Below are 12,839 nucleotides of genomic sequence, written 5' to 3'. Positions count from 1 at the left end.
GCTTCGGTGCGCAGGGGGTTGATCTCGGAGACGGCGCCGACGAGCGTGGTCTTGCCGACGCCGAAGCCGCCCGCGATGACGATCTTCGCGGAGGTCGTGGCGCGGGCGGGTCCGTTAGAGCTTGCGAAGTCCACTGAGGACCCTTTCGAGCAGCGTGACATCGGGCGTTCCGCCCGACTCGCCCGCGGCGGCGGGCTGGTGGATGGCGACGAGACCGGCCTCGGCCAGGTCGGCCACGAGGATGCGGGCCACACCGAGCGGCACGCCGGCCAGTGCGGAGATCTCCGCGATGGACTTGACCTCACGGCAGAGGTTCACGATCCGGGCGTGCTCGGGCAGCAGCCCGGTGGTGCGCTCGGCCGAGCCCGTGGTCGAGATCAGCGCCTCGATCGCGAGCTGGTACCGGGGCCGGGTCCGGCCGCCGGTCATCGCGTACGGGCGGACCAGCGGCTGCTGCTCGTAGCCGTCGGACTGCTGCCCGCCGTAGCCGCTGCCGTACCCGTTGCCGTACGAGCCGGCGGGTGTCGAGGGCGGGGTCATGGGTCCTCCTAGTGCTGCAGCCTTGGGCAGCCGGTTCCAGCTGGGGCGGTGCCAGCTGAGGCGGGATCAGCTGCCTGAGGGTAGCTGAGGGTGAGGCGCCGGGTCCGGTCGGGTCGGACCCGGTGCGGGATGGAACGGTGGGAGATCCGCGTGGGTTCCGGTCAGTGCAGGAGACTGCCCTGGAGTTCCGCGCGGAGTGCGGGGGTGAGGACGGCGCCTGCCCGGTCGACGAGCAGGGCCATCTCGTAGCCGACCAGGCCGATGTCGGAGTCGGGTGCGGCGAGGACGGCGAGGGCGGAGCCGTCGCTGATGGCCATCAGGAACAGGAAGCCGCGCTCCATCTCGACGACGGTCTGGTTGACCTCGCCGCCTTCGAAGATCCGGCTGGCGCCGGAGGTGAGGGAGGTGAGGCCGGAGGCGACGGCGGCGAGCTGGTCGGCGCGGTCGCGCGGGAAACCCTCGGACATGCACAGCAGGAGGCCGTCCGCGGAGACCACCACGGTGTGGGACACCCCGGGGGTGTTGTCCACGAAGTTGGTGATCAGCCAGTTCAGGTTCTGTGCGGCCTGGCTCATCTGGTTCAACTCAACGCTCCTGGTGATCTGCGCCGTTGCCGTCGGTCCGGCCACCGAAACTATCGAATCCGGGCTGCTGGGCACCATGCTGGAAGCCCGGCGGGTTGGCGGCCTGCTCGGCCCCGGCCCGGCGGCCCTGCTGGATGCCGCGACGCAGGTTGGTCAGGCGGCCGCGGACCTCCTCGGGAGCCCGGGAGACCTGGGGACCGGTCAGCGGTGAGGCCTCGGCGGTGCCGGAGACCAGGTTGGCCTGCGGGGTCCGCCGGGGGAGGCCGGACATGGTGACACCGCTGGTCGAGGGCTCGCGGACCTGCTCGGCACGGCGCCAGCGCTCGTCGTTCGCGGACGGGCGCCAGGGCGCGTCACCGACACCCGGCTGCGGCTGACCCGGCTGCTGGACCGGCTGCGGCTGGCCCTGCGGGACCTGCTGCTGCGGGGCCTGGGGCTGGGCCTGCTGCGGCGCGGGCTGCGGCTGGTCCTCCTGCTGGAACTCCGGCGCGGAGGTGCCGGGCCGACGCGGCTGGTACGGCCGGGGCCGGGCCTGCTGCGGGTCCTCGGCCTGCTGCGGGTACCAGGGCTGCCCGCCGGTGGCCTCGGACGGGCCGGTCGGCAGTGCCATCGGCTCCTGCCGCTGCGGCGGCTGGGGCTGCTGCTGGACCGGCTGCTGCTGCATCGGCTGCGGCTGGGCCGGGTTCGGCACGTTCGGAAGCACCGGCTCCACCAGGCCGAGGCCCAGCGGGTCACGCGGGTCGATCTGGCTGGCCTCGAAGCGCGGCCGCGCGAACTGCTGGGTGCTCTCCACCGGCGCCGGCTCGGCCGGCGGCAGCGGCTGGGGCTGCTGCTGCGGGGGCAGCTGCGGCTGACGGCCCGGCTGCGGAGCGCCCGGAGCCGGGTGGCGCGGACCCCGCTGGCCCTGCTGGCCCTGGGGACCCTGCTGGCCCTGACCCGGCCGGCCGGGGGCACCGGGGCCCTGACGGCCGGGGGCGCGCTGCGGCAGGCCGTCCTGCGGACGGTTGCCCGGACGGGCACCCTGCTGCGGGGCACCGGGCCCGCCCGGACGGCCGTGCTGGGGCTGCTCGCCGGTCCGCGGCGCCGGGGCGCCCGGGGCGCCGTCGGGGCGCGGACGCTCCTGGCCGGGGCCGCCCTGGCCGCGGCGAGGCAGGCCGTTCGGGCCGCCCTGCGGCGGGCCCTGACGGCCGGGAGCGCGCTGCGGCAGACCGCCCTGCGGCGACTGCTGCGGCTGGCCCTGCGGAGCCGGCTGCTGCGGGACCTGCTGCTGACCCTGCTGCTGCGGGACCTGCTGCTGACCCTGCTGCTGCGGGACCTGCTGCTGACCCTGCTGCTGACCCTGCTGGGCGGGCACCTGCCGGCCCTGACCGCGTCGGCCCTGCTGACCGGCGCCCTGGCCGCGACCCTGCTGCTCCTGCTGGCCCGCCGGAACCGGGTTCTCGCGCAGTGCCTGGCCGACCCGGCGGGTCGGCAGCCCGGCCGGTCCACCTGCGCGGCCGCCGGGCGCACCCGGGCCGGCCGGCGTGGCAGGAGCCGCGGGAGCGGCCGGGGCGGCCGGACCGCCCTGACCGAGCTGCGGACGGCCGCCCTGCGGGGCACCGCCGGACGGGCCCTGACCGAGCGCGGCCGGACCGTTCTGGCGGCCGGACGGCATCTGGCGCTGCTGCCGCGGCGTCGGGGCGACCCCGCGCTGCTGCTTGCCCGGGCCGCCGGGGCCCGAGCGGCCGGGGGCCCGGCGCTCGGCGGAGTTGGTGACGTCGACCGGGAGCATGACCAGCGCGGTGGTGCCGCCGGAGTCGCTCGGGCGCAGCTGGATCCGGATGCCGTGTCGCAGCGACAGGCGGCCGACCACGAAGAGGCCCATGCGGCGGGAGACGGAGACGTCCACCGTCGGCGGGTTGGCCAGGCGCTCGTTGATCTCGGCGAGGTCGTCCGGGCTGAGGCCGATGCCGGTGTCGTGGATCTCGACCAGCACCCGGCCGTCGGGCAGGGCGTGGCCGGTGACCCGGACGCGGGTCTGCGGGCTGGAGAACGAGGTGGCGTTCTCCAGCAGCTCGGCGAGCAGGTGGACGAGGTCGTTGACGACGCGGCCGGCGACCTCGGCCGACGGCACGGCGGCGAGCTCGATGCGCTCGTACTGCTCCACCTCGGAGGCGGCGGCGCGGAGCACGTCGACCAGCGGGACGGGGCGGGTCCAGCGGCGGCCCGGGTCCTCACCGGCGAGGACGAGGAGGTTCTCACCGTTGCGGCGCATGCGGGTGGCGAGGTGGTCCAGCTTGAACAGGTTGGCCAGCTGGTCCGGGTCGGCCTCGCGGCTTTCCAGCTCGGAGATCAGCGACAGCTGGCGCTGGATGAGGCCCTGGCTGCGGCGCGAGAGGTTGGTGAACATCGCGTTGATGTTGCCGCGCAGGAGGGCCTGCTCGGCGGCGAGGCGGACCGCCTCGCTGTGCACCATGTCGAACGCGTGGGCCACGTGGCCGATCTCGTCGGTCGAGTCGACGGCGACCGGTTCGACCGTGGTGTCGACGTCGTGGGGGTCGTTCTCGGAGAGCGTCTTGACCAGTTCGGGCAGGCGCCGCTCGGCGACGTCCTCGGCCGCGGTCTGCAGACGGGTCAGCGAGCGCACCATCGAGCGGGCGATCAGACCGGCGCCGCCGAGGGCGACGAGCAGGGTCAGGGCGACTGCGGCACCGATGATCAGGGCCTCGGTGTCGGCCTGGGACTGGAGGTCCTGGGCCTTTCCGTCGAGGTCCTCGAGCAGCTTGGACTCGATCCGGCGCTCGGCGGTGATCTTGGTGCTGGCCTTCTCGTACCAGTCCTTGTACGTGACCGGCTCGGTCTGGTGGATGCCGCCCGGCTGGAGGATCGAGCGCGAGTAGCGGTCGGCCTCGGCGACCACGCTGTTGTAGCTCAGCTGGCTGCGCAGGTTGTCCAGGTCGTGCGCGGAGTAGATGTTGTTGAAGCCGTTGAGCGCGTTGTCGTACGTGGTGCGCAGGCGGATGCCGAAGGACTCGTCGCTCGCGCTCAGGTCGGGGCCCTTGGGGTTGGCCAGACCGGCGCTGATCAGCGCGCGCTGCTGCGAGGTGGCGTCCTTGGCCAGCGAGAACTGCTGCAGGGCGCGGGTGGCGACCAGCAGGTCCTGGTTGTTGGAGGCGAGCGCGATGTCCTGGGTGATGTCCAGGAGGTCGCGGATGATCACGTCGTAGGCGGTGATCGTCGCCTGGATGTTCTGGTTGTTCTGGTACGGCGTGTTGCGCGCGTCCGCGATCGAGTTCAGGTCCTTGCGGATCTGGAACAGCAGCGCCTTCCCACCGGAGAGTTCGAGGTTCTCGAACTTGTCCGAGGAGGCGGTGAAGGTGCGGCTGAGGTCGTCGGTGGACTTGCGGGCGCTGGCGATGTCGTCGTCCAGCGGGTCGTTCGGCTTGTTGGTGATGTAGCCGGCGCTGATGTCGCGCTCGGTCTGCAGGGCGTCCGCGAGGTTGGTCGCCTTCTTGGCCAGGTCGGACAGGTTGGCCATCTGGGCGAGTTGCTGCGAGTTCTCCAGCGAGGTCTGGATGCGCAGGCCGCCGAGGACCAGCGAGACCAGGATGGGCAGCGCGAGCAGGGCGATCAGGCGGGTGCGGATGCGCCAGTTGCGCATCGCGAGCCGGCTCAGACCGGTGGCGCGGCGCCTGGTCAGGGTGGTCCGGAGTTTGTCCCGGGCGGACCTGCGTTCCTGGCCGTCGTCCTCCTGACGGCCGGGGGCCTCGGGCGTCACTGGGTCGGCCGGGCCACCGGGGGCCGCCGCCTGTTGAGGGGCTGCCACAGGCTCGCGCGACTCCGGGTCACCCGCGGCGCCGCTACCCCTTTTGAAACGTCCCTGCACTGGCGTCGCAACCTCTGGACCGGGCGTCCCGCCGCGTCGCCACGGCCTGGACGGTGTCGAGTTTCCATCCGCACCCCGGCCGGTCCGGGAGAGCGGGTCGCCGCGGTGGACTGCTCCCTACCCACGGTCCGTGGCATTCCAGCACAGCGGGGGAATCCCAACAAGGGCCGCCAGGGCCTGTCGCCGGGTACTACCGACCGCATGCGTGTTCTCACTGACTGTGCGCCAACCGGACCGGAATACCGCCTTTTTCGGACACTCGCCGGATACATGCCAACGTGGCCCGAGATCAACAAGAGTCGCAGACCTGCTGGAATGCCCGTTGTGTGCGGAATGTCGGGAAATTCCGATGCGGCGAAATGTCGCTTATAGGTGATTTGCGCGTCAATTTGTGAGCAAAATCACAGACTAATGTGTAGCTTTGGTCACGGCGTCTGTGGAATGAGATCTCGTAACCTGGCTGTCTCCGGAGCACGGCCCCGATCAGCCTGCCCAGAACCCCTCCGAATCAATCGGAATCACTCCGGCCGGTGCGGATCCCTGGCGATCCGCCCGGCCACGACCACGAGGTGCTCTCGATGTCCCTGGCGAAGAAGGCCACCAAGTCCACGCTGTCCTGCCGCTCCACGGCGAACCCGCGCCGGACCACGCTGGCCTCGGTCGAGGACTTCAGCAGGATCCCGGGCGCCCGCAAGCCCGAGGACGTCGTCACCTACGGCACCGAGCTGCCGGCCGTCACGGCCAACCCGCGCCGCACCCAGCTGATGGTCGCCCCGGTCGTCACCGTCCGGGACTGACCCGACCGGCACCGCGCCGAGGGCGCCGTCACCGCGAGCAGCGGCGACGGCGCCCTCGGCGTTGCTCCCGGTGTGCCCGTTTCCGGGCGCTACCGACCCGCTCGGAGCCGCCGGTCGGCACGGGGCCACCCCAACCGCCCTGAACAGGGGCAAAGCGGTCGGGACGGGCCCCACGCGATAGCCTGGACGTCGATTGACGGGGCCGCGCCCGCGAAGGGCGAGGCGCCCGAGCAGCGCCCGGGGGCGCCCCGGGCGGCCGACGAAGCGAGGGGTAGCCCAGCCGTGCGCATTGCCAGGTTTTCCGTCCGGGAAGGGAGCCCTGCCGCCGGCAGCGTCTCCTTCGGCGTGGTCGAGGGGGACCCTTCCCAGCCCGACTCGCTGGTCGTCCACGAGCTGGCCGGCCACCCGTTCGGCCAACCCCAGCCCACCGGCGAGAGCTACCGCTTCCGGGACGTCAGGCTGCTCAGCCCGATGCTCCCCAACAAGATCGTGGCGGTCGGCCGCAACTACGCGGCGCACGCGGCCGAGCTGGGCAACGACGTCCCGGACGTCCCGCTCACCTTCTTCAAGCCGTCCACCTCGGTGATCGGTCCGACCGAGAACATCGCGTACCCGCCGTTCTCCTCGGACGTCCACCACGAGGCCGAACTCGCCGTGGTGATCGGCCGGATGTGCCGCGAGGTGCCCCTGGACCGGGTGCCCGAGGTGATCCTCGGCTACACCTGCGCCAACGACGTCACCGCCCGGGACGTCCAGCAGCGCGAGGGCCAGTGGGCGCGGGCCAAGGGCTTCGACACCGCCTGCCCGCTGGGGCCGTGGATCGAGACCGACCTCGACCCGGGCGACCTCGCCATCACCTGCACGGTCAACGGCGAGCTCCGGCAGACCGGCCGCACCTCCCTGATGATCCGCTCGGTCGCCGAGCTGGTCGTCCACATCTCCGAGGCCATGACGCTGCTGCCCGGCGACGTCATCCTCACCGGCACGCCCGCAGGGGTGGGCCCGCTCAACGTCGGCGACGAGGTCGCCGTCTCCATCGAAGGCATCGGCACTCTCACCAACAAGGTGATCAAGCGTGGCTAACACTGACCCGGCCGTCCGGGTTCGCTTCTGTCCGTCCCCGACCGGCAACCCCCACGTGGGCATGGTCCGCACCGCCCTGTTCAACTGGGCCTACGCGCGCCACACCGGCGGCACCATGGTCTTCCGGATCGAGGACACCGACTCCGCCCGCGACTCCGAGGAGTCGTACGTCCAGCTGCTCGACGCCATGAGCTGGCTCGGGCTCGACTGGGACGAGGGCCCGGAGGTCGGCGGCCCGCACGCGCCGTACCGCCAGTCGGAGCGGATGGACATCTACGCCGACGTCGCCCGCCGCCTGCACGAGGCCGGCCACGCGTACCACTGCTACTGCAGCACCGAGGAGCTGGACGCCCGCCGCGAGGCCGCCCGCGCGGCCGGCAAGCCCTCCGGCTACGACGGCCACTGCCGGAACCTGACGGACGACCAGGTCGCCGTCTACAAGTTGGAGAAGCGCGAGCCGATCCTGCGCTTCCGGATGCCCGACCGGACCATCTCCTTCGACGACCTGGTGCGCGGCACGCTCACGTTCGAGCCGGAGAACGTGCCGGACTACGGCATCGTCCGGGCCAACGGCGCCCCGCTGTACACCCTGGTCAACCCGGTGGACGACGCCCTGATGGGCATCACCCACGTGCTGCGCGGCGAGGACCTGCTGTCCTCCACCCCGCGGCAGATCGCGCTGTACGCGGCGCTCGCCGAGATCGGCGTGGGCACCGGCGCCACCCCGCGCTTCGGCCACCTGCCGTACGTGATGGGCGAGGGCAACAAGAAGCTCTCCAAGCGCGACCCGCAGTCCTCGCTCAACCTGTACCGCGAGCGCGGCTTCATCCGCGAGGGCCTGCTCAACTACCTCTCCCTGCTGGGTTGGTCGCTGGCCGAGGACCGCGACCTGTTCGACATGGACGAGATGGTCGCGGCCTTCGACGTCGCCAAGGTGAACTCCAACCCGGCCCGCTTCGACCTGAAGAAGTGCGAGGCGATCAACGCCGAGCACGTCCGCAGGCTGGCCCCGGAGGACTTCGTCCGGCGCCTGGTGCCGTTCCTCCAGGGCCCCGGCCTGCTGCCGGCCGAGCCGACCCCCGAGCAGCTGGACCTGCTCGCCCGGATCGCGCCGCTCACCCAGGAGCGGATGGTCGTGCTCAGCGAGATCGTGAACATGGCCGGTTTCCTGTTCGTCGACCCGGCCGACTTCACCGTCGACCCGGACGACGCCGCCAAGGTGCTCACCCCCGACGCCCGCCCGGTGCTGGAGGCCAGCGTCAAGGCGCTGGAGGAGCTCGCGGACTTCACCCCGGAGCCGATCCAGGCCGCGCTGCGCGCGGCGCTGGTGGAGGGGCTGGGCATCAAGCCCAAGTTCGCCTTCACGCCGCTGCGGGTGGCCGTCACGGGCCGCCGGGTCTCGCCGCCGCTGTTCGAGTCGATGGAGCTCCTCGGCCGCCCCGAGACGCTCCGCCGGCTGCGCTCGGCCCTGGACGCCCTGCCGGCCGCCTGAGGCCGTCCGGACGGGCCGCTGAGCAGCCCGTGGGCCCGGCTCCGTGCCGGGCCCGCGGCGCACCCGGAGGTCACCGGACGGCCTCCCGGCCGCTGCCTGCGGTTATCGATTTTGGAGCCAGGGCAGACGTCGGGTAATGTTCTTTCTGCGCCGCCCGGGAGGGAACGGACGAGGGAGCGAAAGCCCCTCGGAACGGGACCGACCGAGAGGCGCAACGCCTGAGAAGGCCCCGCCGGGGTTCAACTCTGGTGGGGTATGGTGTAATTGGCAGCACGACTGATTCTGGTTCAGTTAGTCTAGGTTCGAGTCCTGGTACCCCAGCGCTGTGCGATCGGCAACGGTCGCACGCAGTACAAATGAAGATCCAAGCCCCCGTTGTGTAGCGGCCTAGCACGCTGCCCTCTCACGGCAGTAGCGCCGGTTCGAATCCGGTCGGGGGTACTGATCCCGCAAGGGATCACCTGGAAAGCCCCCGTTGTGTAGCGGCCTAGCACGCTGCCCTCTCACGGCAGTAGCGCCGGTTCGAATCCGGTCGGGGGTACTGATCCCGCAAGGGATCGCCAGGAAGCCCCCGTTGTGTAGCGGCCTAGCACGCTGCCCTCTCACGGCAGTAGCGCCGGTTCGAATCCGGTCGGGGGTACTTCAGAGCAGGAAGCCGGTGGGCTCGCCCATCGGCCCTTGCTTTGTGTTGGGGTATGGTGTAATTGGCAGCACGAGTGATTCTGGTTCATTTAGTCTAGGTTCGAGTCCTGGTACCCCAGCCAGAAATGGAAAGGCCCCGCCCGGCGGGGTCTTTTTCGTTTTCCGCCGCGACAACTCGAAGGGCCCCGCTCGACTCCGAGCGGGGCCTTTTCGTTTTCGGTGGGGGAGTGGGGGAGTGGGTGGGTGGGGGAATTCGGCCGGGTCAGCTCCGGCGCAGCGCCTCGGTGAGCCGGTTCGCGGCCTCGATGATGGCCTGCGCGTGCAGCCGGCCCGGGTGGCGGGTCAGTCGCTCGATCGGGCCGGAGACGGAGACGGCGGCCACCACGCGGTTGGAGGGGCCGCGCACGGGCGCGGAGACGGACGCGACGCCCGGCTCCCGCTCGCCGATCGACTGGGCCCAGCCGCGCCGCCGGACGCCGCTCAGCGCGGTGGCGGTGAACCGGGCGCCCTGGAGGCCGCGGTGGAGCCGCTCGGGCTCCTCCCAGGCCAGCAGGACCTGGGCGGCCGAGCCGGCCTTCATCGGCAGGGTGCTGCCGACCGGGACGGTGTCCCGCAGGCCGGAGAGCCGCTCGGCGGCGGCGACGCAGATCCGCATCTCGCCCTGGCGGCGGTAGAGCTGCGCGCTCTCGCCCGTGACATCGCGCAGGTGGGTCAGGACCGGCCCCGCGGTGGCGAGCAGCCGGTCCTCGCCCGCCGCGGCGGAGAGTTCGGACAGGCGGGGGCCCAGGATGAAACGCCCCTGCATGTCCCTGGTGACCAGACGGTGGTGTTCGAGTGCGACGGCGAGTCTGTGGGCCGTGGGGCGCGCCAGACCGGTGGCGGCGACCAGCCCCGCCAACGTGGCGGGGCCCGACTCCAGTGCGCTCAGCACCAGAGCGGCCTTGTCGAGAACGCCGACGCCGCTAGTGTTGTCCATGCCCTAAGACTGCAGTCTCAGTCCGCGAGACGCAAGTTCAATCTTCGGGGAAAAGCGCCACTCTGGATGCAGCAGCCCGGGAGACATCCAGGATGGGACCTCGCCAGAGTGTCCGCATCGTGGACAGCGATCCGGCGTGCAGGTCTCGCGAAGCGCTCCGCACGGACGGCGCACGCAGTGACCCCGACGACACGAGAAGGCCGGCAACGCGGCCGGCTGGAGGGAATCCGATGGGACGGACACTCGCAGAGAAGGTCTGGGACGACCACGTCGTGCGGCGCGCGGAGGGCGAGCCCGACCTCCTGTTCATCGACCTGCACCTGCTCCACGAGGTCACCAGCCCCCAGGCCTTCGACGGGCTGCGGCTGGCCGGCCGCAAGGTCCGCCGCACCGATCTGACGATCGCCACCGAGGACCACAACACCCCGACCCTGGACATCGACAAGCCGATCGCCGACCCGGTCTCCCGGGTGCAGCTGGAGACCCTGCGCCGCAACGCGGCCGAGTTCGGAGTCCGGATCCACTCGCTCGGCGACGTCGAGCAGGGCGTGGTGCACGTGGTCGGCCCCCAGCTCGGCCTGACCCAGCCCGGCACCACCGTGGTCTGCGGCGACTCCCACACCTCCACCCACGGCGCCTTCGGCGCGCTGGCGTTCGGCATCGGCACCAGCCAGGTCGAACACGTGCTGGCCACCCAGACCCTGCCGCTGGCGCCGTTCAGGACCATGGCGGTCACCGTCGAGGGCGAACTGCCCGAGGGCGTCACGGCCAAGGACCTGATCCTGGCCGTCATCGCGAAGATCGGTACCGGCGGCGGCCAGGGCTACGTCCTGGAGTACCGCGGTTCGGCGATCCGGAGCCTGTCCATGGAGGCCCGGATGACCGTCTGCAACATGTCGATCGAGGCGGGTGCCCGGGCCGGCATGATCGCCCCGGACGAGACCACCTTCGCGTACCTCAAGGGCCGCCCGCACGCCCCGCAGGGCGAGGACTGGGACGCCGCCGTCGAGTACTGGCGGACCCTGGTCACCGACGAGGACGCGGTCTTCGACCACGAGGTGTTCATCGACGCGGGCGAGCTGACCCCGTTCGTCACCTGGGGCACCAACCCCGGTCAGGGCGCCCCGCTCGGCTCGAACGTCCCCCACCCCGAGGACTTCGCCGACCCGCAGGAGCGCGTGGCCGCCGAGAACGCCCTGAAGTACATGGGCCTGGAGGCCGGCACCCCGCTGCGCGAGGTCGCCGTGGACGCCGTCTTCGTCGGCTCCTGCACCAACGGCCGGATCGAGGACCTGCGCGCCGCGGCCGCCGTCCTGGAGGGCCGCAGGGTCGCCGACCGGGTACGGATGCTGGTCGTCCCCGGATCCGTCCGGGTCGCGCTGCAGGCCGTGGAGGAGGGCCTGGACAAGGTGTTCACCGCCGCCGGGGCCGAATGGCGGCACGCCGGTTGCTCGATGTGCCTGGGCATGAACCCCGACCAGCTCGCCCCCGGCGAGCGCTGCGCCTCCACCTCGAACCGCAACTTCGAGGGCAGGCAGGGCAAGGGCGGCCGCACCCACCTGGTCTCCCCGCAGGTCGCCGCCGCGACCGCCGTCCTGGGCCGCCTGGCGTCCCCGTCCGACCTGTCCGACCTGTCCGACCGTTTCGTCGACGTCGCCGTGGAGGCCTGAGCCATGGAGAAGTTCACCACCCACACCGGCCGGGCCGTCCCGCTGCGCCGCAGCAACGTGGACACCGACCAGATCATCCCCGCCCATTGGCTCAAGAAGGTCACCCGATCCGGTTTCGAGGACGGGCTGTTCGAGGCCTGGCGCAAGGACGAGTCGTTCATCCTCAACCGGCCCGAGCGCCGGGGCGCCACCGTCCTGGTGGCCGGCCCCGAGTTCGGCACCGGCTCCTCCCGTGAGCACGCCGTCTGGGCGCTGCAGAACTACGGCTTCCACGCGGTCATCTCCTCGCGCTTCGCCGACATCTTCCGCGGCAACTCGCTGAAGAACGGCCTGCTGACCGTCGTGCTGCCGCAGGAGACCGTGGAACGACTCTGGTCGCTCACCGAGAGTGACCCTTCGGCCGAGATCACCGTTGATCTGGAGAAGCGGGAAGTTCGGGCCGAAGGCGTCACCGCGCCCTTCGAACTGGACGACAACGTCCGGTGGCGGCTGCTCAACGGGCTGGACGACATCAGCATCACCCTGCAGAACGAGGCCGACATCGCCGCCTACGAGGCTACCCGTCCGGCGTTCAAGCCCCGTACTCTGCCGGTCTCCTGAGTTCCCTTCAGAACAAGCATTCTGACGATCCACCGGATGGCCCGCGCTCCCCCTCGGGGGGGCCGGGCCATCCGGCGTTCCGGAGCACGAGTTAGCGCCGGGTCCTCCCCGGATTGCCCATTCGGCTTTGCGGAAGAGGGCCCCGCGCAAGTACAACTGCGGGTAGATGGCACAATCAGTACATGCACCGGCACCATGAACCTCCGTACGCGGGCGGCGAACCCGCGTCCGAGGAGTCCATGGGCCGGGGATCCGAACGCCGAATTGACGATCGGCCGGACGTCACCTCCGCAACACCAGCTGAGGCGCCGGACGACCCGGAAGTCGCAGCGCTCTACGCGCTCGTGGCCGAGCGGTTGAAGCAAGCTCACGCCCGCGTGCATGCGCTGAACGTGTCTGTCGATGCAAAGACCGCTCTCACCCGTCAACTGCTCATCGTCACGGAGACCGCCAAGCGCGATCTTCCGGAGGCGGCAAGGCGGTTGAGTCGCTTTGTACATGACCTCGACGAGGGGCACCCGCCGCTCGACTGAGGTCGCGGACGCGCAAATCCATTGCGACACTAGGGTGATTCGCGCGTTTGGTAATTG

At 71.3% G+C, this 12,839-nt stretch carries 10 protein-coding genes, 5 tRNA genes and 1 pseudogene; 11 read left to right on the top strand and 5 right to left on the bottom strand.

Translation table 11 applies throughout. The features are described from left to right. From ACH4J0_RS29970 to ACH4J0_RS29955, 4 genes and pseudogenes are all read right to left on the bottom strand, one after another. Positions 1 to 134 (bottom strand): annotated as a pseudogene (locus tag ACH4J0_RS29970) (ATP-binding protein); the annotation flags it as partial. Continuing rightward, positions 115 to 540, bottom strand: a complete 426-nt coding sequence (locus tag ACH4J0_RS29965) for a DUF742 domain-containing protein (protein WP_188308299.1) — start codon at positions 538 to 540, stop codon at positions 115 to 117. The pseudogene ACH4J0_RS29970 and the gene ACH4J0_RS29965, both read right to left, overlap by 20 nt. A gap of 161 nt (positions 541 to 701) precedes the next feature. Further along, on the bottom strand, positions 702 to 1,115 hold the full coding sequence (locus ACH4J0_RS29960) for a roadblock/LC7 domain-containing protein (protein WP_030291361.1): 414 nt from the start codon (positions 1,113 to 1,115) through the stop codon (positions 702 to 704). Between the two features lie 10 nt (positions 1,116 to 1,125). Continuing rightward, positions 1,126 to 4,929, bottom strand: coding sequence for a nitrate- and nitrite sensing domain-containing protein (locus ACH4J0_RS29955; RefSeq protein WP_396243734.1), 3,804 nt, complete (start codon positions 4,927 to 4,929; stop codon positions 1,126 to 1,128). Between the two features lie 590 nt (positions 4,930 to 5,519). On the opposite strand from ACH4J0_RS29955, the gene ACH4J0_RS29950 reads away from it, so the two are divergent. From ACH4J0_RS29950 to ACH4J0_RS29915, 8 genes are all read left to right on the top strand, one after another. Further along, the gene (locus ACH4J0_RS29950; RefSeq protein WP_396243733.1) at positions 5,520 to 5,786 is read left to right on the top strand and encodes a hypothetical protein; all 267 of its coding nucleotides are present in this window, start codon (positions 5,520 to 5,522) and stop codon (positions 5,784 to 5,786) included. A 282-nt stretch (positions 5,787 to 6,068) separates the two neighbouring features. Next, positions 6,069 to 6,869 (top strand): fumarylacetoacetate hydrolase family protein, encoded by an 801-nt coding sequence (locus ACH4J0_RS29945; protein WP_396243732.1) that lies wholly within the window; start codon positions 6,069 to 6,071, stop codon positions 6,867 to 6,869. Beyond that, positions 6,862 to 8,361 (top strand): glutamate--tRNA ligase, encoded by a 1,500-nt coding sequence (gene gltX, locus ACH4J0_RS29940; protein ID WP_396243731.1) that lies wholly within the window; start codon positions 6,862 to 6,864, stop codon positions 8,359 to 8,361. The genes ACH4J0_RS29945 and gltX overlap by 8 nt, the downstream gene beginning before the upstream one ends. A gap of 249 nt (positions 8,362 to 8,610) precedes the next feature. Continuing rightward, positions 8,611 to 8,682: transfer RNA gene (locus tag ACH4J0_RS29935), tRNA-Gln, on the top strand. A 47-nt stretch (positions 8,683 to 8,729) separates the two neighbouring features. Then, positions 8,730 to 8,802: transfer RNA gene (locus ACH4J0_RS29930), tRNA-Glu, on the top strand. 27 nt (positions 8,803 to 8,829) lie between these two features. After that, positions 8,830 to 8,902 (top strand) — tRNA-Glu (locus ACH4J0_RS29925). 26 nt (positions 8,903 to 8,928) lie between these two features. Further along, positions 8,929 to 9,001: transfer RNA gene (locus tag ACH4J0_RS29920), tRNA-Glu, on the top strand. A gap of 49 nt (positions 9,002 to 9,050) precedes the next feature. Further along, positions 9,051 to 9,125 (top strand) — tRNA-Gln (locus tag ACH4J0_RS29915). Positions 9,126 to 9,265: 140 nt separating this feature from the next. On the opposite strand, the gene ACH4J0_RS29910 is transcribed toward ACH4J0_RS29915, so the two are convergent. After that, complete coding sequence (locus ACH4J0_RS29910) at positions 9,266 to 9,979, bottom strand: IclR family transcriptional regulator (RefSeq protein WP_030246527.1); 714 nt, start codon at positions 9,977 to 9,979, stop codon at positions 9,266 to 9,268. Positions 9,980 to 10,209: 230 nt separating this feature from the next. Between ACH4J0_RS29910 and leuC the strand changes: the two genes are divergently transcribed. The 3 genes from leuC (at position 10,210) to ACH4J0_RS29895 (ending at position 12,782) form a co-directional block, all read left to right on the top strand. Beyond that, entirely contained in the window at positions 10,210 to 11,649 is a 1,440-nt protein-coding gene (gene leuC / locus ACH4J0_RS29905) for a 3-isopropylmalate dehydratase large subunit (protein ID WP_396243730.1), read from the top strand. Between the two features lie 3 nt (positions 11,650 to 11,652). Further along, the gene (leuD, locus tag ACH4J0_RS29900; protein WP_396243729.1) at positions 11,653 to 12,249 is read left to right on the top strand and encodes a 3-isopropylmalate dehydratase small subunit; all 597 of its coding nucleotides are present in this window, start codon (positions 11,653 to 11,655) and stop codon (positions 12,247 to 12,249) included. Positions 12,250 to 12,431: 182 nt separating this feature from the next. After that, positions 12,432 to 12,782, top strand: a complete 351-nt coding sequence (locus ACH4J0_RS29895; protein WP_370863325.1) for a hypothetical protein — start codon at positions 12,432 to 12,434, stop codon at positions 12,780 to 12,782. Positions 12,783 to 12,839: the final 57 nt, after the last annotated feature.

Origin of the sequence: Kitasatospora sp. NPDC017646, assembly GCF_044329365.1 — a bacterium.
GTDB lineage: Bacteria > Actinomycetota > Actinomycetes > Streptomycetales > Streptomycetaceae > Kitasatospora.
The sequence above is the reverse complement of the archived record's forward strand: the minus strand, read 5'-3'. Positions and strand labels throughout refer to the sequence as shown.